The sequence below is a fragment of the Acetobacter fabarum genome, assembly GCF_029069195.1.
GTDB lineage: Bacteria > Pseudomonadota > Alphaproteobacteria > Acetobacterales > Acetobacteraceae > Acetobacter > Acetobacter fabarum_A.
The window spans coordinates 14,358-36,165 of the sequence record NZ_JARDYK010000016.1 but is presented as its reverse complement, the minus strand read 5'-3'; the positions used below and the strand labels follow the sequence as shown (position 1 = coordinate 36,165).

Here is a 21,808-nt window from a genome sequence, read left to right as displayed (position 1 = left end):
TATCGTCATAGTGGATTCAGTTTATCGTCATAGTGGATTCACAAGACAATAGAATCAGACAATAAAATTGTTATTATTCAATGTGTTATTTTGTCTCTGAAAAACCGTAACACTATTTAAAACACTTATTAAACACTCTAAAACTGTGGATAACTTTTTATTCCCGAAAACTTCCAAGAAAATTGAACCCAAGCACCGCCTCTTGGGGGCTACGCCCCCGCCGGCTCGCGGCCTACGGCCGCCCCGATCGTGCATAGCACGATCTCCCACCCGGCATCCCCCTGCTCGCCCTTTCAGGGCTGCGCTAAACGGACACGCCTACGGCGCGAAATCATAATCTGACGATGCATTCCGCATCGTCTCTCCATCAGCACCTTCCTTTCCCGCGTCAGCGCCTTCGGCACCCTACGGGGTTCCCGCTCCGCGCTCGCCCGACGCCTGCAACACCAGAAGAACCGGGCAAAACCGCAATCTGCTTAAGACACACCGGCGTTCAGGCGATCTTTCGGCGGCTCACGTGTCGCAACATGCCTTCCAGACGCCACAGGATGACCGTGCAGGCATTATCCTGCGTGGTAGCTGTTTATTGTCCTGTAATGGGAATTGCGCCTTGTACGCCCCTCCCAGAGGGCTTACCGCAATCATGGATGTATTCCAGCGCGAAATTCAAAGGAAACACTGTGGAGACGAAACGGGGATCGTTACGCGCTGATGTCTGCCGTTCCGAACAGTGAGCGGGTGAACATCAGTTCCCATTACAGGGACAGGCTTTTCTTTTTGAGAGGGACAGCATTGAGATCAGCCGGATCATCAATCAGACCGAAATGTTCTTGGGACGCAAGAAGTTCGATGATTTCTGACAGATGTTAAGCCAACCTTTCATGACTGGCTGGAACTAGAAGGACGTATTGAAGCTCTGGAAAGTGAACTTCTTTCTCGATCCAATCATTGATTTTTAACTCGTGTTACAGAATACTGAGTAATAACTCTTCATGTCTGAGGTTATCACTATGAAAGTCAGTGGCTACACTAACATCACGTATGACCTGCCGGACAACGGCTCCAGAGCTAAGAACACCCCATCTCTTAATCTGGATTTCAGTAATATGACCCCTCAAGAAATGGAATCCGCAAGACTAGAATTGGGGAATGAAGGAAAAATCTCTCTCCATCAAAGCGTAGTAATGGCTTTAATGGATGGGTATGCATTTATAGGTGTTAATGGTGGAAAGCAGGTTGCTGAATCAACAAATATGTATTCGATGATTGATTCAATGCTGGATTATCAAAAAAAATATGGCACGATTAATGTCAAAGATAACATTGATTCTCTTAAATCTTTGAGAGAAACGCTTGAAGAAAATGACGTGCATACCTCTCAAAATCGCTCAATAATAGCTTAACTGGGTGAATCAAAACGACTCACCTGGTTACCATTTTTATAGAATATTCTGGAGGAATAATAATGTTAGTCAACTCAGTATCACCATCTATTTACATTCAGAAAAAAATCTCATCACAAAAAACAGAATCTTCACAAGTAGAAGTTAATCAAACTGTATTTCCATCCAATTTCACTACAGTTGATTTTACAAATATGTCACGACAAGATCTTAGAGATTGGTCCAATGAACAAATAAAATCTGGGAAAATGACACTTGATGATGCCAGTCCATTTATGTTTATGTCATTAGATATTCCAGTTTCTGGAGATTATAATTTAAATCTTAACAAAAAAGTTGATTTTTTCAGTATAGTTGAAAACGGATTGGATGGCGCAAAATCTAATCACGATTTGACTAGTTTAAAACTTCTTGAAAAAGCATTAAATATTATGAAAAATAATCAAAAAAACAATGTAGACATTACAACATGAGTATGGGGATAATTTCTATCCCCATGCTCAAATATTATTTTATGTTTATGGTCGTACTTAATGATTGAACCGGAGGATTTGCCGAAATATCCACATTTTTAAATAGCCCTCCCTGATATCCATCAGCACTCCACAATTTCACAAATCCAACAACACTATCTCCAGTGTCACACGGCCAATAATATTGGTTGTTTTTTACGCACATCGGTATTGTCTGATAATTATTCGACTTCGGTAATTCCGTATTATTCATAGATGCATACGTTGATTTGCCATATCCAACTTCTATAACAGCAATTCGTAGCATCGCTCCACCATGATCGCACGTTGTTGATGCTTGATGCTTAACTGTCATATATTCAACGCCACAATTACTTGAAGCAACTGCATATACCCACATATCTGTTAGAGGTGGAGCGATGCTTCTGACTTGAATATTTACTGTTTTCTCTTTTATAACTCCTAATGTTGTTCCTTTTAATTCAAAGGGCTCTATTGATTTAATTAAAGATATTTCTTGTTTCCCACTTAATGGTTCAGCTCGAACAGCTATTGGTCCAAGCATGGGCATTCCAAAAACAAACGACAAGACAAATATTTTAAGGACCGATTCTTTCATCATCAATCACTCCAAACATTGCCAGTTCTGGCCTTGTTTTAATGGCGGCGACCTCACAGCGCCTGCACGATGACCGCACTCACAGAATATTCTCTAACTTTCGAATAAACCAATGACATAACTCATTAATCCAATTTTGTGATCAAAACCCCATATCTGGCCGCCCCCTGCTCCGTCCTCGTGACCGGCCCAAGGATCGACCCAACTCTTGTTGGAGCTGCTTCTGTCTTTCCTGTTCGGCCGCCCGGATGTCTTGCTGACGTTTGATCTCGGCCTGACGCGCCAGCTCCTGCCTCTGGCGTTCGGCTTCCCGCTGTTGCTTCATCCGCTGCCCGATTTTCCGGGCCAGACCGACCGCCAGCCGGGCCTTTTTCTCAAGACCAGAGAACAGCTCCTGCGCCTTCTCCATGGCCTTACGGGCTGTTTCCAGCACCCGGTTCACCAACTTGAGGGATAATGGCGTTTATCGGAGAGACGTTTCCGGGAAGATCACGAGACTGATCTCGGATTTACGTCTGCACTGGGCGGATGCCCGCATTTCATATAATGATATCAAGAGGCCATCGTGTGGAAAGTACGCTAAACAACGTTTAGCATGAACAGTAGAAGAACGTCTGGGTAGCGTGATCTTGCCTGAGGGCAAGCCGCTGTTTCTTTGTTGAACAACGGCAAGCAGCACGGAAGTTAGCGGATGAAATATCCGCTAACGCGCCAATATGCCTGTTCACGCGAAAGTACGACGGTTTCAACCGCGTTGGGTTTGTTAGCGAAACGCGTCTGGAACTGAATGATCTGATAGTCACCCGCTGGCGCGCCCGGCAGCGTTTTTGTCTGCATCACGCTTTGGAAAGTGCGTGATGACGGGCGTCCCAACGGTTGTCGTACAGACTGGATCGTAGTGGCCCACTGCGCCGGGGTGATCTTTGCCTTGAACAGTGTGCCTGCGGCTTGCCAGCTTGCATCCCACTGCCCTTCATCAAGCAATTCGACCCATTTGCGGGCATCGGCCGATGCCTTTGTTTCGGCAGGACGGGCAATGCTTGTCGAAATATTCTGGGCGGAAACCCGGGCGTCGTCCTGCCCGCTGATGGTCAAAAGCGCTGCGGCCGCAATGATAAGAGACATGATAAGCATTCCTCCGGTAAGCCACGCCAGGCGATGCCCCGACGATCGCGGCGGTGCTGGCTCTTTGGCTCTATCCACCGAAGAAGTTGCTTCGGCACCCCCAATTTCTTTGGGGCCGACATTATTGGGGGTGCCCCCATCCATCTCGGCGAGACGTCGGGCAGCTTCACGGCTGCTCGAAACGCCCAGCTTGCGCCGCGCATCGCGTAGGCGGTCATTTATTGTGTGCACCGACAGACCAAGCGTATTGGCGATGGATTTCGCGTCATGGCCGACCAGAAGCAGACGTAGAGCTTCTTTCTCGCGCGCGCTGAGAACCACTTGATCGTCTGTTGTCATGATACAGCCGATGGTGTCGGCCGCGCGACGCCAAGACGCTTCATCTCGCGATAGACAGTCGATCGCCCGATCCCGAGCTGACGCGCCGCTTCAGTCGGCGACACGCTCGCCGCGATAAGTTTTAGCGCCGCGCTGATCTTGTCGTTGTCGAGCGGCTGCCGCCCCGGCAGCCTGCCCTTTGCTCTCGCCGCTGCAATCCCGTCGCGTGTACGTTCTGAGATCAGTCGCCGCTCAAAATGCGCAATGGCGCCGAAGACGTGGAAGATCAGCTCTCCGGCTGCGGAGGAAGTGTCGATTTTCTCCTCCAGGCTGAGCAACGCTATTCCGCGTGAGCGGAGCATGGTCACCGTTGTCAGCAACTCTCCCAGTGAACGACCGAGGCGGTCGAGCCGCACAACCGCAAGCGTATCGCCCTTGCGTGCGTATTCCAGCAGCTCGTCCAGTCCTGGTCGCTCCATGCTCTTGCCCGACATCACATCGGTGAACACACGGATCGTACCGGCTTCTTCCAATCGCATACGCTGCCCGGCCACATCCTGATCACCGGTACTGACACGCGCGTATCCCAGAATGCCGCCCATGGCACCGTCTCCCAAACGACCGTTCTGTGGACACTGAGTGAATGACCATTCCGGATCGACAATATCCGTCCACATAATGCGTCTCTTTACTCTCCGCTGTCCATAGCCGAGACTGACCTTTTGTGGACGGAATAACAGCGTGACCAGGCTCAAACATCACCTGCTGACAGCCCAGGAACGAGATCAGATGCTCGCCATCCCGACAAACCGGGACAGTCTGGTCCGCCTTTACACTTTCGAGCCATCGGATCTGGATATCATCGGTTCCCGGCGCAGGCGACGCACCCAGATGGGCGTTGCGGTGCAACTGGCGTTACTCAGGCACCCGGGAACAACACTGGCTCAGTTTGTGCAGGATGTCGGATCGACGCCATCCGCGTTGGTCGCCTTCGTGGCAGACCAACTTGAGCTTTCCGGCAGCGACCTCGCCGATTACGCCGCGCGGGAGCAGACGATGACCGATCATGCCCGCGATCTGATGACGATCCTTGGCCTGCGCGCGCCCCAGAGAGCCGATATCCCGTTCATGATCGAGGCTGCGGCAAACGCAGCCTGGGCCACGGACAGCGGCATCGTAATCGTCCGGGCCGTGATGGACGCGCTACGCCATGCCAAAATCGCACTCCCTTCGATTTCAACCATCGAACGCGCCAGCATTGCGGGACGGGCGCGGGCCCGACGGAAGACCGCGCAGGCGTTAACGCAGGGCCTCGCAGGCGATCAGGTCATGGCGCTGGATCGGCTTTTCGCCACAACGCCTGAAGGGAGCATCAGCCAACTTGCCTCGCTCAAGACCATACCGGTTGCCGTCAAGCCGGATCACATCAAGCGCATTCTGGAATTGTTGAGACAGGTTCGACAGATCGGCATTGATCCCGTCGTCGCCAAGCGCATTCACATCGACCGTTTTCACCAATACGTCCGGGAAGGCCGGATATCTCCGGCCTCGATGATCGAGCGCTACACGCCATCACGCCGTTACGCCACGCTCGTCGCTTTCCTGATCGATGCTGAGGAACGCCTAACGGACAGCGCCCTGGACATGGCTGACAAGCTGGTCGGCAGCATCTTTACCCGGGCACGGAACACAAAGGCCCGCAGCTTTTCGGCAACGTCGAAGAACGTCGCACGCCTGATGCGCCTGTTTCAGGCGACCATCGATGCCTTGGCCGAGGCGGCCAGCGACGGCAGAGATCCCATGGAAACTCTGGATGCCACGGTCGGATGGGCGACCCTGTTGAAAGCAAGGTCAGAGGTTGGGGCGATCGCCAGGACTGCCGACCTCGATCCTCTGACAGCCGCTGCGGAGCGTTATATTACGCGCAACAACGCCTCCCAAGGCGGAAGACCTGGCGCAACAGCTCAACGCCCTGATGCCGCCAATCCGCATCACGGAGCTGCTGCACGAGGTGGCGCAGGCCACCGGTTTTTTGAACGCCTTTACCAACCTGCGCACGGGCGAAGCCTGCCCCCACGAGAACGCGTTGCTTGCTGCCATTCTGGCGGACGCTACCAATCTGGGGCTGTCACGCATGGCTGCCGCGAGTCACGGCGTTACCCGTGATCAGCTCTTCTGGACCCACGACGCTTACGTCCGCGACGAAAATTACCGCAAGGCGCTGGCTATCCTCATCGACTCTCACCATCGTCTGCCATTTTCCCGCATCTGGGGTGAGGGTTCGAGTTCAAGCTCCGATGGACAGTTCTTTCGCGGGGCCAAGCGCGGTGCCTCAGGCGGAGACGTCAATGCCCGCTATGGCGTCGACCATGGGTTCAGCTTTTACACGCATGTGTCTGATCAGCGCGCCCCATACCATGTGAAGGTCATCTCGGCTGCGACACACGAAGCGCCATACGTGCTCGACGGCCTGACCAATCATGGAACGGGGCTTAAAATCACCGAGCATTATACCGACACGGGTGGTGCCACCGACCATGTCTTCGCGCTCTGCGCCCTGTTGGGTTTTCGCTTTTGCCCACGCCTGCGCGACTTTCCGGATAGACGCCTGGCGTCCATCGCACCGGCCAGTTCCTATGCCTCCATCAGCCCGCTGCTTGGCAAAACCATCTGCACCGACATCATTCGGGAACAATGGGAGGACGTGCTGCGGCTTGTCGGATCAATCAAGGCCGGGCATGTCGCGCCCTCCAGGATGTTGCGCAAGCTTGCTGCCTATGAGCGCCAGAATCGGCTCGACGTCGCACTCCAGGAAATCGGCAAGATCGAGCGCACTCTGTTCATGCTCGACTGGCTCGAAACCCCTGATCTGCGGCAGAGATGTCAGGCAGGGCTCAACAACAGCGAGCAGCGGCATGTGCTGACCCAGGCAATCCATACCTTCCGCCAGGGACGGATCATCGACCGCAGCCATGAAGCCCAGCAATACCGGGCGTCGGGCCTCAATCTCGTCATCGCGGCGATCGTCTACTGGAATACAGTCTATCTGCAAACCGCCGTCACACATCTGCGCTCAACATCGGCGGTCGTCCCGGAGGACCTGCTGGCGCATACTTCCCCGGTGGGATGGGAGCACATCGCCTTTTCCGGAGACTTCCTCTGGGACAAAGCCGCAGCTTCTGCGGGCCGCAAGACGCTCAATCTGTCGAAACAGGCTCGTGCCGCCTGATCGTTCCTTTATTGTTCATGCCAAACGTTGTTTAGCGTACCATCCACACGATGGCCTCATCAAGACAGGATCTTCTTGAATTATAGGGTCAATGGCCCTATAATTCAGTATGAGGCCACGGTGGACAGTCGAAGACGTGTCGTTCGAAATGGACGATGACCAAAGCAATGATCCGATCGCAACCCTAGTTATTCAGGCTCCCGGTGTCGTTCTGATGGTCATGGCTGAACTCAGTGTCGATCGATTCCAAGGATTCATGAAGCTAGCCAAGGCTCATATCCACGGCGCAACAGCCAATGAGGTTGGGTTCGCCAATCTGAAAACGATCGCACAGGCCGTTTTGGAAGGAATGGATCTCGATGAAATCATCATTGAAGGCGGAATTCGCACGACTGGGGCCTATCCGGGCCATATCCCGCGTCCGTTCCGGTTCACGCGCTAGGTTCGCCCTGACCCTGACGCGTGAGGAATGGCCGGATCTCAATTCCATCGCCGCCACGATGGCGTTGTCCAGGCGTGGCCTGACGATGCTGGCCGCCAAGAAGACAGTGGAAGACCTCATCAGGCAATCCTCGGAACAGGCAGAAGGGCATGCAATCGTTCTGCTGCCCATGACTGACACGATCGAGGCGGTTATCTCCGACCTTGCAAAAGCCGGGATCAGGGCGATCCATGTCGATCACAAGGCCGATGTGGATGTGGCCCTGATCCGTCGGCGTCTGAAGCTCAGTCGCCGACAGTTCGCGCTCTGGTATGGTCTGGAAGAGGAAACCATCAAGGGGTGGGAAAGCGGGGAACGTACGCCAGATACCGCTGCAAAAAGTTATCTGCGGGCTATTGCCAATCGACCGGAAGCCGTGCGTGAAGCCTACGCCCATACGAAGTAGATTCCGACAGGTCCGGTCTGTCCCGAATACTCATGCCTGTTTTGGTCTGCGTCCGCGTTTTTTCTCGGGTATGTGCGTGACGGGCACCTGATCTTCAACGGGTTCAGCAACGTCCGGTGCGGTCCTGACAGCCTGCCCCAGTCCAATTTTCTGCGCCAGAGCGGAACGCTGTGTCGAGTAGGATGGAGCAACCATCGGGTAGTTCGCCGGCAATCCCCATTTCTTCCGATACTGCTGGGGTGTCATGCCATAGGCGGACTGAAGGTGGCGCTTGAGCATCTTCAGTTTTTTTCCGTCCTCCAGGCAGATAATATAATCCGGAAAGACGGATTTTTTCACGGGCACGGCCGGCACCAGATCCGGTGTTTCGGTCGTTGCCTGTCCCAGGCTGCTGAGCGCCTGAAACACCGTGGAGATAAGACTAGGTAACGCATCGGTCGGCAGAGTGTTGCTACTGACATAGGCGGCGACAATCTGTGTTGTCAGATCACGCAACGTGTCAGTTTCTGATGATCGTGTTGCTATATCAGTCATGGTCGTTTCCGCCTCTTGTCCTGTCATGATTACGGTCTGCATCGAAAGCATGAAGCCCCGCGCGTCTCCAGCGTGTTTTCAGATCAATCGGAGCCGTATCATTGCCGCCCTGAAGTTGTCCGGCAATATCCAGAAATGCTCCGAGCAGGGTGGCACGATCATCATCGGTCAGATCGACCAGTCCTGCCTTCTGGACCAGTCCACCCAGTTCGATCAGATGATGGGTTCGTTCCCGTCGCGCCTTTGCCCAGTCGCGCATGTCAGTGCGTGCCTTTCGTGCCTGATGGCGATGGATCAGGGCTGCCTGCTTCTTGATCCGTCTTTCAAGCGCTAGCAGTTCCGCTCTGATCGTTTCCGGTTCCTTTCCGGCCGCCCTTTTTTCCGCCGGCCTGAAAGAAAGATTCCCCTCGTTCGGTCCACCTCGCGACGGCTTCGGGTTTGCCGTCCGCCTGTTCGACAGCTGCAAGCAGCACTCCGGCCAACGCCTCGATCGTCAGGGTATCGGCTCCCGTCGCCTCGACCAGTTCACCGAGCTGGATGGTCCGTTGGGCCTTAAGCTGCTTCGCCTTTTCCTGAAGCGCCTTCAGTTCCGCATCAATGTCCCGTGGCCTGCGCATTTCCGGTCCCCTGTTTTTCGCAATCTGTGCCATACTCTACCACACACGTAAGAACCGCGTCACTCATCTGGACAGATCAATGCCTGTAGCGCAGTAAAATGTGAGTGCGCGCTTATACGTCACTGCGTGACGTGCGCTTGAATGGTGTGATAAGATTGCGTTCATGGCGATCTATCACCTGCATGCAAAGGTCATCAGCCGCGCCACCGGCCGGAGCGCGGTGGCAGCGGCGGCCTATCGCTCGGCCTCGCGCCTGCATGACGACCGCCTGGACCGCGCCCATGACTTCACGAATAAGAGCGGCGTGGTGCATTCCGAGATCCTGCTGCCCGATGGTGCGCCGGAGCGGTTTCTTGACCGTGCGACCCTATGGAATAAGGTCGAAGCGATCGAGAAGCGTAGGGATTCCCAGCTTGCCCGTGAGGTGGAGTTTTCAATCCCACGCGAAATGACCCAGGCGCAGGGGATCGCGCTGGCACGGGATTTCGTGCGCGAGCAGTTCGTGGAACGCGGAATGGTGGCCGATCTCAATGTGCACTGGGATATTGGCGAAGACGGACAGGCGAAGCCCCATGCGCATGTGATGCTGTCCACGCGGTCAGTAGACGAGAACGGGTTTGGTGCGAAAGAGCGTCTGTGGAACGACAAGGAACTCCTGCTGACGTGGCGGGAGCATTGGGCGTCTCTTGCCAATGAACGGCTGGCCGAACTGGATATGGATGTGCGGATCGACCATCGGTCATTCGCCGAGCAGGGGATCGACCTTGAGCCGCAGAACAAGATCGGACCTGCTGGGATGCGCCGGGAAGAGCGTGGCGAGGATGCGGAACGGATTACCGACCATCTGGAGATCGCGCGACGCAATGGCGAGAGGTTGCTGGCGGAACCGCATGTGGCGCTGGAGGCGCTGACCCGGCAGCAGAGCACGTTTACCCGGCAGGACCTGGCGCGGTTCGTGGACCGGCATACGGCGGATGCTGAACAGTTTACGGCCGTCATGGTTCGGGTGGAGGCGTGTCCGGAGCTGGTCGCACTTGGGAAAGATGGTCATGGGCGGGAGCGGTTCTCCACGCGGGAGATGATCGGGGTCGAGAGGCGGCTGGAAGAGGCGTCGCTCGCGATGGGGCAGTCCCTGGGGCATGCGCTGCCGCTGGCGGTGCGTCGGGCGGCAATGGCGCGGGACGGGCTTGGGGACGAGCAGGCGCTGGCGGTGGGGGAGGTGACGAAGTCCCGCGACCTGTCCGTCGTGGTGGGCTATGCCGGGACGGGGAAGAGCACCATGCTGGGTGTCGCCCGCGCAGCATGGGAAGAGGCCGGGTATCGGGTGCGAGGAGCGGCGCTATCGGGGATTGCGGCGGAAGGTCTGGAAGCGGGGTCCGGGATCGAGAGCCGGACGCTGGCCTCCCTGGAGCGCGCGTGGGCGCGCGGGTTCGACCTGTTGGAGCGCGGGGACGTGCTGGTGGTGGACGAGGCCGGCATGGTGGGGTCACGGCAGATGGAGCGGGTTCTGTCTGTTGCCCGCGATGCCGGGGCCAAGGTGGTGCTGGTGGGCGATCCCGAGCAGTTGCAGGCGATCGAGGCTGGGGGTGCGTTCCGGGCTGTAGCCGAGCGGGTTGGGTCGGTAGAGATCACGACGGTGCGCCGACAGCGTGAAGGCTGGCAGCAGGCGGCGACGAAGGAGCTGGCGACCGGGCGCACCGGTGAGGCGCTGGGACGCTATGAGGCGGCTGGCTTGGTGCGCGGGCATGAGACCCTGGAAGAGGCGCGGGCCGGGGTGGTGGCCGGGTGGGATGAAGCCCGTCAGGCCGCGCCAGAGGAAAGCCAGATCATGCTGGCGCACCGGCGTGTCGATGTGCGGGCGCTGAACGAGGCGGCACGTGCCATTCGGCAGGAGGCGGGTGAGCTGGGCGAGGATGTTCTGGTGCCGACCGCTCAGGGCGAGCGGGTGTTCGCGGACGGGGAGCGGGTCTATTTCCTGCGCAATGATCGGGACCTGGGGGTGAAGAACGGTACGCTAGGCACGGTGCGGGGACTGTATGGGATGGATGAGGATCATCTCATGCTTTCTGTTCAGTTTGATGGGCCTGATGGGGTTGGAACTGGTCGTATCGTTTCAGTACGGACCTGGGAGTATGACGCGCTCGATCACGGCTATGCGGCGACCATCCATAAAGGTCAGGGTGTGACTGTGGATCGGGCGCATGTGCTGGCGACGGGCAGCATGGATCGGCATGGGGCCTATGTGGCGCTGTCGCGGCATCGGGAGAGTGTGTCCGTTTATTGGGGTCGTGATGATGTGGGCGACCGGGACGGGCTGGTGAAGCGGCTGTCGCGCGAGCGGCTGAAAGATACCACGCTGGATTACCCGCATGTCGGGGATCGGGATGTCGGGTTTGCGCGTCGGCGCGGGCTGTCTGTTCCCGAGAGCAAGATCGTGGTGGAGCGCGGCAAGGCTGTCTCTGGCTCCCGGCAGGACAGGCAGGCCGAAGCGGTCCGTACGCCAGCTCCGGCACCGGCGCAGCGGACGCGCGGGATGTTCGACGGGCTGGACCTGTCCGTGCGCCCGGGGCGTCGCACGGTGGAAAAAGACGTGTCGGCCAGGATGGAGGCTGAGGCCGGGAAGGGGAGGAGTGAGGTTGAGCGTGAGGCTCCGGCCTCTCCCTTTGCGGGTTTGAGGCTGCCGCGTGTGCAGCGTGAGCAGGTGCCGGCCGGCTTGGACGGGTTTGTGCCGGGGAGTGACCCGCTTCAGCAGGCGGTGGAGCGGTATGCGCGGGCCTGGGTGGATGCCGAGCGCATGGTGCGTCAGGAGCTGCCGGTTCTGGAGCACCAGAAGAAGGCGCTGTTTGAGGCCGGGCGGGATCTGGAGCGGGTCCGGCGTGGCGGTGAGGCGGATCTGCGGGCGGCGCTGAAGCATCAGCCGGAGATCCGGCAGGCGTTGTATGGTCTGGAAGGGCCGGCACGGGCGCGCAGGCTGGTCGAGGGGCTGGAGCACGAGGACAGAGTGCGGAAGAGTCCGGAATTGCGGGCGGCGCGGTTTGTGAAGACGTGGGACGGTCTGAGCCGCGAGCAGCAAGGTGTGGCGCTGAAGGAGCTGAAGCGGGATGCGCAGCTTGAGTCCATCCTGCGGGAGAAAAGCCGCGAGCTGGGCATTCGGAAGGGATCGACGCTCGATCACGGGCTGCATCCCCATCAGCGGGAGCACTCCCTGTCGCGGTCCAGGTCGCGTGGCATGGATATGGGGATGTAAAACAGGAGACGTACAGAAAACTGTACGTTATAGTAGAGGTGGAGGACTGACCATGACCTGTGTTTCCTATACCGACCTGCGCCAGAACCTGGCGCACTATCTGGACGAAGCCGTAAACAGCCGCGCGCCGATTGTCGTGACCCGCAAGACCGGGAAAGGTAGTGTTGTACTGATGTCGGAAGAAGAATTCTCCGGCTGGCAGGAGACCGTTCATCTTCTGAGCAGCCCGCGCAACGCGGAGAGGCTGTTGCGGAGTGTTCGTGACATGGAGCGTGGGGCAGTGACTGAGCGTGATCTTCTGGATCCGCAGGGTGAGCCGTCAGCGTGAAGGTATTTTTTCACGAAGATGGCTGGGAGGATTATCTGTCGTGGTTCCAGTCAGACAATGCGGTTCTTGAGAAGATCAATACCCTGATCGAGGATGTAAGGCGGCATCCGTTTCAGGGGCTGGGCAAGCCGGAGCCGCTGAAAGGTCAGCTTTCCGGGTGGTGGTCTCGTAGGATTACGGGAGAACATCGTCTGGTCTACCGGGTTCAGGGGCGTGCGGGGGAGGATCAGCGGATCGAGATTGCCCAGTGCCGGTTTCATTACTGAGGGAGGAGCGTTATGAGTGAGACAGATCCGGCGGCGCGTGCGTTTGAGGATTTGTGTGCCGAAATGACGGTGCTCCGGCGCAGCGTGGAAGCGTTGCCGCAGGCGTGGCGGGATAACCGGTCGCCAGATTATACCGAGGATTTAGCTCGTGTTGTGAAGGCGATGAATGCGGTCGGAACGCGGATGGGGGCGATTGAGGCCAATCCAACGCTGAAGATGACGCCTCAAGCCTATGGGCAGGGGATACGGGAGGAAGGTCTAGCGGCTAGTCGGAGACTGGAAAGTGCTTTTCAGGCGGCGATTGGAGACGTTCAGAACGAGCGAAAGAAATTGGCTTTCATCATAGGTCAGTCTAAAAAACGCAAAGAGCAATTATATTTCCTGATTTTTGTTGCAACCGCCGCGTTTTTATTTGGGGTGGGGATTGCTCCAATCCTGTTTCGCAGCGCGACCTGGATGTATTTTAATCAGCGTGTGGCGTCATTGATCATCGGGGGAGGGAATAGATGGGATTCTGCTCAGGTTATGATGAGTGATGCACGACCGGAGCAATGGAACAGTTTTGTATGGGAAGATCAACTGGCAAAGGACAACCGGCAAAAGCTTCATGATTGTCAGCTTGCCGCGACACAGGCAGGACAACCAAAATCCTGTGAGATTATCGTCAAGCCTGATGTTCAGTAAGTGATAGGGATATTTTTTGAGGAATATGAATGCGCACATCAGTATAAATTAAAAATTAAAAGCAATGGTACGATTTAAAAAATATTAACTGCACCATTGCTAAATAATAAATAGTGTTATTCTTCTGTTATTTGTGATGTATATTCGTATGATGACAAATTTTTATTTTTTTCTGTTACGTTTGGTGTGTTGGAAGAATATTTTAGTTCCTCTCTCTTGTAATAGATGAGAAGATTTTCAATTCCCCCTTTTGAAGAGTGCAGACTTACTCCTCCTTTCTGCGCGTTGTGGGCAAGACCATTCATCACTGATCGTAAATCAGAAGATAAATCGGTTAGATTGCCGACTTTGTATTCCCACGCAATGATACGACCTAGTGCGGCATGTCCTAAATCGGTTTCACCAATGGCAGCTTTAACATCATCTCCCAACTGTCCAAATAAAACATACTCGGATTCTAATTGACGTGTAATATCTCCACCAGAAGATGCTGTTATGGAGACAGATATTCTAGCATATAAGGCGCCGAGAGCATCATTTTTTATATCTTTTGAAAATAGATTGTGTTTATCAAGGGATATTTGTGCTAAATCTTCGTCAGTAAATGATGACCAATCTAATAATTTACCACCTGTATCTGTATCTGTATTAATAAAAGTTCCATCTTTTTCTGCTTGTTTGTATTGTTCGTCAATTTTTTCTTTTAGTAACGGCGTTTCATCAGCGTGCACAGATGAAGTATTTTGGTTTTGAATAATAATTTTCGCAGTTTCAGATAGATCAACAATATCTTGGGATGATGAACTCTCTGACTTTGTTGATTTAGAATATTCTGAAGACGCGTATAATGTGCTTTTGTTAATGTTTATTTCTGATTGATCTTTGAACAAATAAAGATAGTCTAATGACCCGATGGCAACCATTTTTATCTCCAAAGCGTATTATTACATATTATAAAGAAATGGTGCGAAATAAAAGTATTAATTGCACAATTGCTAAATAATATAATTTTTTATGCATTATAAGCTATTATCGTAAATAGACGAATATTTATTTTTTTCTTTTTCGTTTGATGTTTCGGAAGACTGTTTGAGATCTTCTTTCCTGTAGTAGATTAAGAGGCTTTCTATCCCGCCTTTACTGGAAGAAAAGCTTGCAGCGCCTTGCTGGCTTTTAGCCGCAAGGTATCCCAAGATGAAAGCAGGACTTGAGGCATCATAACCATAATTTTTCTGATCCCATGCTATCATTCTGTCGCAAGCGGCATCGTCTGCGGCTGTCCAGTTTAGAGCTGCACGGACATCGGCTCCCATATGAGAAAAAAGAGTCTTTTCACCAAGATCTAAACCTCCATGATCATCAAGCCCATTTAAGGAGTGTGCAACACGTGCAGAAAGTGCTCCAGAGGCATCAATAGAGATATCTTTTGAAAAGGAACCGTTTTTGTTGAGTGTTACTTGAGCTAATTCTTCATCGGTAAAAGATGACCAGTTAAATAATTGCCCTCCTTTCGAGGTATCAAATGTAATAAAAGACCCATTGTTTTCAACGTCTTGAAACTGCTGGTCGATTTTTGCTTTGAGAGATTGAGTTTCGTCAGGAAGAACGGCAGAGGTATTATTTGAGGTTATGAAAATTTGTGCATCTTCTGATAGAGAGATAACATCCTCTGACAGTATATGTGAACCGGTATTATCTTGAGATAAGTTTTGAGACTCTATGGAAGAGGAATTTGATATATTAATTTCTGTACGTCCATTGTACAAGTAAAGATAATCTGTTGAACCAAGAGCTGTCATGGTGATCCTCGTATGTAGTTTAAATTATATTTTTGATATCAATTGATTAACTGTGTCGAGTGCATCCTGTGCGTTTTGAATGTCACTATCTGATGAAATATTCATTTTTTTCAGACGGTTACGGCTTTCCTGAAGAATAGCTTTGATTTGATCTGCTAGACTTTGAACATCTTTCTCGAAAAGGTCACTATCATCTCCTGATATTCTGGATATTCTGGTCTTGCCTTCTGTGGTCGTCTGCCCTGTCACGCTACTGGAATTATCGGCGGTAGTTGGTTGATCTGTCTGCTGGATATCTGTGTCGTTCTGTTCAGACACGGTGGTTTGAGCAGTTTGACTGATCGTTGAAGAGGTTTCGGTTTGCGTATCGTCAGATATGCTGGTCGGTGTGGAAAGTAAGACGGTGCCAATTGCCGCGTTAGCTGTCGCTCCACCATTTTGGACATATTCACTGACGGCGGCGGCCAATTCACGGGCCATTTGTGCCATTGCCGCAGCTAATGCCTTGGGAGACATAAAGGCTTTCATCTCCATCAACTGCCTCATTTGCGCCTTGAGGTTTTCGACGCGCACTCCAGCATCGGCTTTTGCGGCGCTGTTGCCGGACCGGATAATCTGGTCCATGCGGGACATGGCGAGTTGCAAGGAAGCCGGGGTGTTCTGTGAGACATTACCGTTCAAAGCGTCGACAGCTGCCTGAGACAGCGCAATCGAAACAGATTCAGTCTCGGTGTGGCCAGGTTCAACTGAAACTGGCTGATCAGACGTCAGGAACGTGTTGCTTCCCTCTTTGTTCTTCTCCCTCGTCGACAGGCTATCAATGATGGCACCAGCCTTTGTCGCTGAAACGTACATGGTTTGCTTTCCTGCCCCTCAGTTCTGCGCGTATCCGAGTTCCGTGCGGGTCTTCTTCAGCGCCGCCTGGATCGCGGCTTCATGTCCCTTGGCCCACTCTTCATTCAGAAGGTCTGAAATATTCATGACAGTGGGATGGTTCATAAGATGCTGCTTCTGACCATTTTTCATTAACTCACTCAGCATCCCGACAATGGAGAAACTGCTGAGATATTTCGGATCTTCAGGTTGATTGGCAGCCTCCATGGCGATCCCATAAGCAGTTTGCGCCGACGCACGATCGAAAGCCCATTCAACGGTACTTTTTTCATAGGAGCTCGCCTTGTCCAAGTAGAGACTAAGGTTCTTTATCCATGAAACATTTTGCTGCGTAATATTCGTCCGTTGAGAAATTACTGCCTGACTAAAATCGTCCGAGTAGCCCTGCCTGCTGACGGTTCTGGCAACGAATTTAGCTTCAAGATATGTCGGACCGGCGTAATTTCCCATCGCGAAATGTTCTTGCTGAAGCATGATGTATTGGGCCATGCCCTGTTCTTTTGTAGAAAACAGGCCATCCTGATTAGATGACACAGCAGAGAGGGCAGTTCTATCCAAGCCGGACATCAGTGTGTACCAGTCGGTGCCATTCGCGCTATCGTAATTGAAAGGCTGGCCGCTGGCCGTCATGGCACTGTATTCGGCATCCATGTTCTTGCGCGCGGCCTGTGCAATCCCTGATGCACTGAGGCCTGTCGAGATCGTTGTCGCTGCCGGGTCGATCACGTTCTCAGCGAAAACGGTACCTCCACCATCGCGGGTCGGGAAAAACTGCGCATAGTAAGACACTTGCGGATCGGTTTTCGACGTTGATGATGTGCTCGCCAAGGCTGCTGTTGCCTCTGCCGACAGCGTGATCGTATCGGTAGGTGTTGCCGATTGCCTGCTGCTCGTGTTGTTTCCCGTCTCTGTTGTAGTCTCGATCGTGTGGGATGAAACGATAGTATCGTTTGCTAACATCAATGAATTAACCAACGTCATCGTTTCCATCCGTTTCTGTAAAACTGTTTAACAACACACTCAAAATGGTAATAAAAAGGTTAATAACTGGTGGTTATTTTATGGTTGAATGTCTTTGACTTTATGTCGGTACCGCTTGCGATCGAGAGAATTTTCCTTTTTGTCGAGATCGATAAACACAGAATCACTCAATTATTGTACTGAATAGACTATAGTCATATTGGGACAACCCGGAGCCACGGTGTATCAAGGTCTGCATGGTGGTTTTTCCGGGAGGGTTCAAATGGGACAGCGCGCGGTCATCTATTGCCGGGTTTCCACGGCCGATCAGTCCTGCGTGCGCCAGAAGGACGAGCTGAAGCGGTTTGCTGAACGCGCGGGCTATGAAGTGCTGGACGTTTTCATGGAGACCGGCTCTGGCGTTCGGGTGGATCGGGCCGAGCGTCGAAAGGTCATGGCACTGGCCCAGGCCCGTGAAATTGACGCCATTCTGGTGACGGAGCTGTCCCGCTGGGGGCGCTCAACCATTGATCTCATCTCCACGCTTCAGGAGCTGGAGAACTATCGTGTTTCCCTGATCGCCATGACGGGCTGACTACACGAAAGTGCGTTTTACGTACGCTTAGGGTGAACGCCTGAAGAACATCCCGTTCGAAGTCATGCAGCCAGCAAGGAAGCAGGCATCCGGAGCGGCCGCAGCTTTCCGGTTTCCGGTTGTTCCTCGACGTTCCACCGATAGTCGCCCGTCAGGGAGATATGCTCCCAGCCGAGCGGCGCGATATGCCGCGCCAGATCATCGGGAATGCCGAGTGACTGGATGGCGGCTTGCAGATAGCGCGTGTTCCAGAGAATGATTGCCGCGACCAGCAGGTTCAGGCCCGATGCGCGGTAGGCCTGATTTTCAAAACGCCGGTCCCGCAATTCACCTAACTGGTTGAAGAACAGCGCCCGGGCGAGCGCATTGCGGGCCTCGCCCTTGTTGAGACCGGCCTGGGTCCGTCGGCGCAAATCCAGATCCCGCATCCAGTCGAGCATAAAGATCGAGCGCTCTATCCGGCCGATTTCGCGCAAGGCGACCGCCAGACCGTTTTGCCGGGGATAGGATGCGAGTTTGCGCAGCATGGCCGAGGCCGCCACGGTACCGCTGCGAATGGACGTTGTCAGACGCAGAACGTCGTTCCAGTGCACCGCGACATGATCGGCCGCAATCGGATCACCGGTCATGCCGCCCAAAAGATCACCCGGGATCTGGCCGGGCAGCAGATGCAGCTTGCGCTCTTTCAGATCCCGCAGTCGGGGTGCGAACCGATAGCCGAAAAACGGCATCAGCCCGAAGACATGATCCGAGGCGCCGCCCGTATCGGTATAGTGTTCCTCGATCGATACACCGGTCGCGTGATACAACAGGCCGTCCAGCACATACGGCGCTTCCCCGGCCGTTGCGGCAATTACCCGGGTCGCAAACGGATCATACTGATCGGAGACATGGGTGTAGAAACTCACGCCCGGTTCACTGCCGTTACGCGCGTTGATGTCGCTGATCGCAGCACCCCGGCCACCGGCAAGAAACTGCTGTCCGTCGCTCGACGATGATGTGCCGTCGCCCCACAATGCCGCCAGCGGCACGGTGCGATGCGCCTCGATGAGGCGGCCGAGCGCTTCGGTATAGCCGGTCTCGCTGATGTGCCAGTCATGCAGATGGGCCAGCTGGCGCAGGGTAGCACCCTGACAGGTATCGGCCATACGAGTCAGCCCGAGATTGATCCCGTCCGCCAGGATCACCGTCAGCAGCGCGTTCTTGTCATCAGCGATACGGCTGGAGCGCCGATGGGTGAAACAGTCGGTGAAGCCGGTCCAGGAATCGACCTCCAGCAGAAGATCGGTGATCTTGACCCGTGGCAGCCGATTATACGCAGCCCGCCGCAGATCCTCGACGACTGAGGGCGTGATCGCTTTCAACGGCGAAATCACGAGGCCACTTCCGTCCAGGCGCACCTGCGGCAGTTTCCCCTGTCGAGCCAAGTCCGATACTTGCATCAACGCGGTATCCAGCGTGGCGCGCCGTTGGGAGAGGAAGGCCTCGGCTGTTCCGTTGATCGCCAGGGGCAGCAGACCACGGGTACGCATCGCTGCAAAGGTAGCCTCCGGCAAGAGATAGCTGTCGAAGGCGCGGTACTGACGGCTTTCCGTCAGCCAGACGTCACCAGCGCGCAGGCGCTCGCGTAGCTGGATCAGAGCGCATAGCTCGTAGGCTGGGCGCACGAGCACCCCATCCTGCCTGACGAAGGCGCGCCAGGACGGCGGGATGAACCGGGTCGGGCACGTTTCCGGCAAGCGACGTTTACCGGTGCGGTAGAGATCGCCAATGAGCTGCACCGCCTCCAGCAACCCCTGCATGGCATGACCACCCCGAAACTGGAACGCGTTGAGGAATGGCCCGATAGCCGGACGAATGGACCGGTGCCGATCAATGAGTTCAGCCGTGCGGTCGACCGTTTCCGGCGCCGTCAAGGTTTCAGCCTTGCCAATTGCTTCGTCCAGACGCGGCCAATCGATCGCCGTGATGGCCGACAGCGAATCAATGCCTCGGGCGCGCGCCTCGATCAGGTGACGGCACGAGGCCATCAGCAGGCGCAGTTGCGCCTGCAGTGATCGCACCGTGACGATCGCCTTGTCGCGCGTGCGGTTTTCGGCGCGACGCATCATGCTGCCGAGCAGCTTATCCATCATCGTCAGCGCGGCATCAGTCAGTATCTCTTCGAACCGGATCCCACCCGCCACCAGAATGGCATGGCGTCGACCGACGGGAAGCTCGGCCAGATGCTGGGGGGTGATCCGGGCGGCCTCGTCACTCAGGCGGTCGAACGCCATGCGCGGGATGGTCGCGGCGCGCGAGGCGTCCAGCTTCAACGCCCTCACATGATCAAGGCGTTCCAGCAGACGCAGCACATTGCGCGATGCCGGTGACAGAGGCGGATTGCGCAGCCACGACAGCCAGGAGGCACTGCGGTCGCTGCGGCGCTCCAGTATTCCGTCCAGGCGAGAGCGGGTATCGGGCGTCAGGTCGGCTGACAGCACATCCTGCACAAGCTGATCTGCCTGTTGTCGTGCGCGGCGCACCAGCGCCTCGATCACCGTCACCGACGGCAGGAGGATCTTTCGGCGGCGCATCTCGTCGATCAAGATCACGGCCAGACGGGATGGCTGCGTCACGTTCTGCGCGATCGGCATCGCGAAGAGGGTGAGATCCTGAAACGCCACCCGGTCGAAGGCACGGTAGCTGTGACGCCGCATGAGAGCGGCCAGATGCGACCGGCGCGTTTCGTCACGACGCGCACAGTGCTGCCAGATACCGGGTGACAGATCGAGCTGCCGTGCCACGAACGCCAAAATCGGAGCAGGTGGTGCTTCGTGTTCCTCCAGAACGCGTCCCGGCCAGCGCATGTAGAGCATGACCATCGCAAAGCCCAACCGGGATGTATCACCACGACGGGTTACGATCAGGTCGAGGTCGTCGGGGCCCAGCGTGAAGTGTCGCGTGATCTCGCGCTCATCGACGGAAGGATCAAGATGTCGCGCAAGCGCTTCGCGGGTCAGCAGGCGACGGCGCGCCATGTTCGTCTCTCTCCCTGATGTGTCCGCAAGAGGATCGTTGAACGGACCCGCTCTGGCCGACCAGATGACCCATGGAAAACGGCCAAGAACAGAGTCTCATATAGATAGTACGATATGTTTTGCGATGAAGGGTCCTTATACGTTACAATATTTCCCATGACGCACGTCCTGATTGGCTACGCCCGCTGCTCGACCGACAAGCAGGACCTCGCCGTGCAGCGTGAGACCCTGCTCAACCTCGGGATCGCCGCTGAACGGATCTATACTGACAAGGGATTCACCGGAACGACCCGGACCCGCCCTGGCCTGGATCAGGCTCTGGCAGCTGTGCGACGCGGTGACACCCTCGTCGTGCCAAAACTCGATCGGCTGGCCCGATCGGTGCCGGACGCGCGAGCGATCGGAGACGACCTCGCCGCCAGGGGCGTACGCCTCCAGCTCGGTGCCAGCGTGCATGACCCGTCCGATCCGATGGGCAAGCTCTTCTTCAATATCCTCGCAACATTCGCCGAGTTCGAGGCCGACCTGATCCGGATGCGAACCCGCGAAGGCATGGCGGTTGCCCGTGCCAAGGGCAAACTGCGCGGCAAGAAGCCCAAGCTCTCCGAGCGGCAGCAGAAGGAACTGCGCCGGATGTACGACACCGGCGATTACTCGATCAGCGATCTCGCCGCCGTCTTTTCAGTGTCACGGCCGACGGTTTACCGAACGCTTGTGCGTTTAGCTGCTGTGCCTGCAACGGAAGCATGACTGGCGGCAATTATGTTGTATGCGAAGGTCAGGGAGACAGTTCGATAGTTTCGAACGTTC

The 21,808-nt window shown here is 55.0% G+C and carries 21 protein-coding genes and 4 pseudogenes; 13 read left to right on the top strand and 12 right to left on the bottom strand.

Annotated elements, in window-relative coordinates:
• Positions 1 to 758 precede the first annotated feature (758 nt).
• A pseudogene (locus tag PY793_RS13325) lies at positions 759 to 866 on the bottom strand (zinc-binding alcohol dehydrogenase family protein); the annotation flags it as partial.
• Positions 867 to 992: 126 nt separating this feature from the next.
• Between PY793_RS13325 and PY793_RS13320 the strand changes: the two are divergent.
• Together PY793_RS13320 and PY793_RS13315 are read left to right on the top strand one after the other, a co-directional pair.
• A complete protein-coding gene (locus tag PY793_RS13320) occupies positions 993 to 1,403 on the top strand; it encodes a hypothetical protein (protein ID WP_275178481.1) in 411 nt (136 codons plus the stop codon).
• A 62-nt stretch (positions 1,404 to 1,465) separates the two neighbouring features.
• Complete coding sequence (locus PY793_RS13315) at positions 1,466 to 1,876, top strand: hypothetical protein (RefSeq protein WP_275178480.1); 411 nt, start codon at positions 1,466 to 1,468, stop codon at positions 1,874 to 1,876.
• 34 nt (positions 1,877 to 1,910) lie between these two features.
• Here PY793_RS13315 and PY793_RS13310 read toward each other — a convergent pair whose 3' ends face one another.
• Positions 1,911 to 2,498, bottom strand: a complete 588-nt coding sequence (locus tag PY793_RS13310) for a DUF4879 domain-containing protein (RefSeq protein WP_275178479.1) — start codon at positions 2,496 to 2,498, stop codon at positions 1,911 to 1,913.
• A gap of 205 nt (positions 2,499 to 2,703) precedes the next feature.
• Between PY793_RS13310 and PY793_RS13305 the strand changes: the two genes are divergently transcribed.
• Positions 2,704 to 2,952 carry a hypothetical protein gene (locus tag PY793_RS13305; RefSeq protein ID WP_275178478.1) on the top strand — a complete coding sequence of 83 codons (249 nt, stop codon included), beginning with the start codon at positions 2,704 to 2,706 and terminating at the stop codon, positions 2,950 to 2,952.
• A gap of 227 nt (positions 2,953 to 3,179) precedes the next feature.
• On the opposite strand, the gene PY793_RS13300 is transcribed toward PY793_RS13305, so the two are convergent.
• Both PY793_RS13300 and PY793_RS13295 read right to left on the bottom strand, forming a co-directional pair.
• Complete coding sequence (locus tag PY793_RS13300; RefSeq protein WP_035979553.1) at positions 3,180 to 3,959, bottom strand: helix-turn-helix domain-containing protein; 780 nt, start codon at positions 3,957 to 3,959, stop codon at positions 3,180 to 3,182.
• A complete protein-coding gene (locus tag PY793_RS13295; RefSeq protein WP_010516174.1) occupies positions 3,956 to 4,540 on the bottom strand; it encodes a recombinase family protein in 585 nt (194 codons plus the stop codon). Before PY793_RS13295 ends, PY793_RS13300 begins: the two co-directional genes overlap by 4 nt.
• Positions 4,541 to 4,679: 139 nt before the next feature.
• On the opposite strand from PY793_RS13295, the pseudogene PY793_RS14220 reads away from it, so the two are divergent.
• The 4 genes and pseudogenes from PY793_RS14220 to PY793_RS13280 all read left to right on the top strand — a co-directional run.
• Positions 4,680 to 5,180 (top strand): annotated as a pseudogene (locus tag PY793_RS14220) (DUF4158 domain-containing protein); the annotation flags it as partial.
• A gap of 39 nt (positions 5,181 to 5,219) precedes the next feature.
• Positions 5,220 to 7,167: pseudogene (locus PY793_RS13290) on the top strand (Tn3 family transposase); the annotation flags it as partial.
• Positions 7,168 to 7,303: 136 nt separating this feature from the next.
• Positions 7,304 to 7,609, top strand: coding sequence for a hypothetical protein (locus tag PY793_RS13285; RefSeq protein ID WP_275178477.1), 306 nt, complete (start codon positions 7,304 to 7,306; stop codon positions 7,607 to 7,609).
• Positions 7,527 to 8,054: a helix-turn-helix domain-containing protein gene (locus PY793_RS13280; protein WP_275178476.1), complete on the top strand. Its 528-nt coding sequence runs from the start codon at positions 7,527 to 7,529 to the stop codon at positions 8,052 to 8,054. Before PY793_RS13285 ends, PY793_RS13280 begins: the two co-directional genes overlap by 83 nt.
• Before the next feature lie 30 nt (positions 8,055 to 8,084).
• Here the strand turns inward: PY793_RS13280 and PY793_RS13275 are convergent, their stop codons facing one another.
• From PY793_RS13275 to PY793_RS13265, 3 genes are all read right to left on the bottom strand, one after another.
• Positions 8,085 to 8,588: a Ros/MucR family transcriptional regulator gene (locus PY793_RS13275; protein WP_275178482.1), complete on the bottom strand. Its 504-nt coding sequence runs from the start codon at positions 8,586 to 8,588 to the stop codon at positions 8,085 to 8,087.
• On the bottom strand, positions 8,581 to 8,847 hold the full coding sequence (locus PY793_RS13270; RefSeq protein WP_275178475.1) for a conjugal transfer protein TraD: 267 nt from the start codon (positions 8,845 to 8,847) through the stop codon (positions 8,581 to 8,583). The genes PY793_RS13275 and PY793_RS13270 overlap by 8 nt, the downstream gene beginning before the upstream one ends.
• A 64-nt stretch (positions 8,848 to 8,911) precedes the next feature.
• The gene (locus tag PY793_RS13265; protein ID WP_275178474.1) at positions 8,912 to 9,238 is read right to left on the bottom strand and encodes a conjugal transfer protein TraD; all 327 of its coding nucleotides are present in this window, start codon (positions 9,236 to 9,238) and stop codon (positions 8,912 to 8,914) included.
• A gap of 130 nt (positions 9,239 to 9,368) precedes the next feature.
• Between PY793_RS13265 and traA the strand changes: the two genes are divergently transcribed.
• Genes traA through PY793_RS13245 form a run of 4 tightly spaced genes read left to right on the top strand, consistent with a single transcriptional unit; the run spans position 9,369 to position 13,730 of the window.
• Positions 9,369 to 12,452: a Ti-type conjugative transfer relaxase TraA gene (gene traA, locus PY793_RS13260; protein ID WP_275178473.1), complete on the top strand. Its 3,084-nt coding sequence runs from the start codon at positions 9,369 to 9,371 to the stop codon at positions 12,450 to 12,452.
• Between the two features lie 52 nt (positions 12,453 to 12,504).
• Complete coding sequence (locus PY793_RS13255; RefSeq protein ID WP_275178472.1) at positions 12,505 to 12,780, top strand: type II toxin-antitoxin system Phd/YefM family antitoxin; 276 nt, start codon at positions 12,505 to 12,507, stop codon at positions 12,778 to 12,780.
• Positions 12,777 to 13,046, top strand: coding sequence for a Txe/YoeB family addiction module toxin (locus tag PY793_RS13250; RefSeq protein ID WP_275178471.1), 270 nt, complete (start codon positions 12,777 to 12,779; stop codon positions 13,044 to 13,046). Before PY793_RS13255 ends, PY793_RS13250 begins: the two co-directional genes overlap by 4 nt.
• A gap of 12 nt (positions 13,047 to 13,058) precedes the next feature.
• The gene (locus tag PY793_RS13245) at positions 13,059 to 13,730 is read left to right on the top strand and encodes a DUF6118 family protein (RefSeq protein ID WP_275178470.1); all 672 of its coding nucleotides are present in this window, start codon (positions 13,059 to 13,061) and stop codon (positions 13,728 to 13,730) included.
• A gap of 116 nt (positions 13,731 to 13,846) precedes the next feature.
• Here PY793_RS13245 and PY793_RS13240 read toward each other — a convergent pair whose 3' ends face one another.
• The 4 genes from PY793_RS13240 to PY793_RS13225 all read right to left on the bottom strand — a co-directional run bounded on the left by PY793_RS13240 (position 13,847) and on the right by PY793_RS13225 (position 17,404).
• Complete coding sequence (locus PY793_RS13240; RefSeq protein ID WP_275178469.1) at positions 13,847 to 14,653, bottom strand: hypothetical protein; 807 nt, start codon at positions 14,651 to 14,653, stop codon at positions 13,847 to 13,849.
• A gap of 96 nt (positions 14,654 to 14,749) precedes the next feature.
• Entirely contained in the window at positions 14,750 to 15,529 is a 780-nt protein-coding gene (locus tag PY793_RS13235; protein ID WP_275178468.1) for a hypothetical protein, read from the bottom strand.
• A 24-nt stretch (positions 15,530 to 15,553) separates the two neighbouring features.
• Positions 15,554 to 16,384: a hypothetical protein gene (locus tag PY793_RS13230; protein WP_275178467.1), complete on the bottom strand. Its 831-nt coding sequence runs from the start codon at positions 16,382 to 16,384 to the stop codon at positions 15,554 to 15,556.
• A gap of 18 nt (positions 16,385 to 16,402) precedes the next feature.
• A complete protein-coding gene (locus PY793_RS13225) occupies positions 16,403 to 17,404 on the bottom strand; it encodes a hypothetical protein (protein ID WP_275178466.1) in 1,002 nt (333 codons plus the stop codon).
• A gap of 262 nt (positions 17,405 to 17,666) precedes the next feature.
• Here PY793_RS13225 and PY793_RS13220 point away from each other — a divergent pair.
• Positions 17,667 to 17,975, top strand: a pseudogene (locus tag PY793_RS13220) (recombinase family protein); the annotation flags it as partial.
• Between the two features lie 65 nt (positions 17,976 to 18,040).
• On the opposite strand, the gene PY793_RS13215 reads toward PY793_RS13220, so the two are convergent.
• Positions 18,041 to 20,998: a Tn3 family transposase gene (locus PY793_RS13215; protein WP_011251522.1), complete on the bottom strand. Its 2,958-nt coding sequence runs from the start codon at positions 20,996 to 20,998 to the stop codon at positions 18,041 to 18,043.
• 156 nt (positions 20,999 to 21,154) lie between these two features.
• Between PY793_RS13215 and PY793_RS13210 the strand changes: the two genes are divergently transcribed.
• Positions 21,155 to 21,748, top strand: a complete 594-nt coding sequence (locus PY793_RS13210) for a recombinase family protein (protein WP_019092210.1) — start codon at positions 21,155 to 21,157, stop codon at positions 21,746 to 21,748.
• The last annotated feature ends 60 nt before the right edge of the window (positions 21,749 to 21,808 follow it).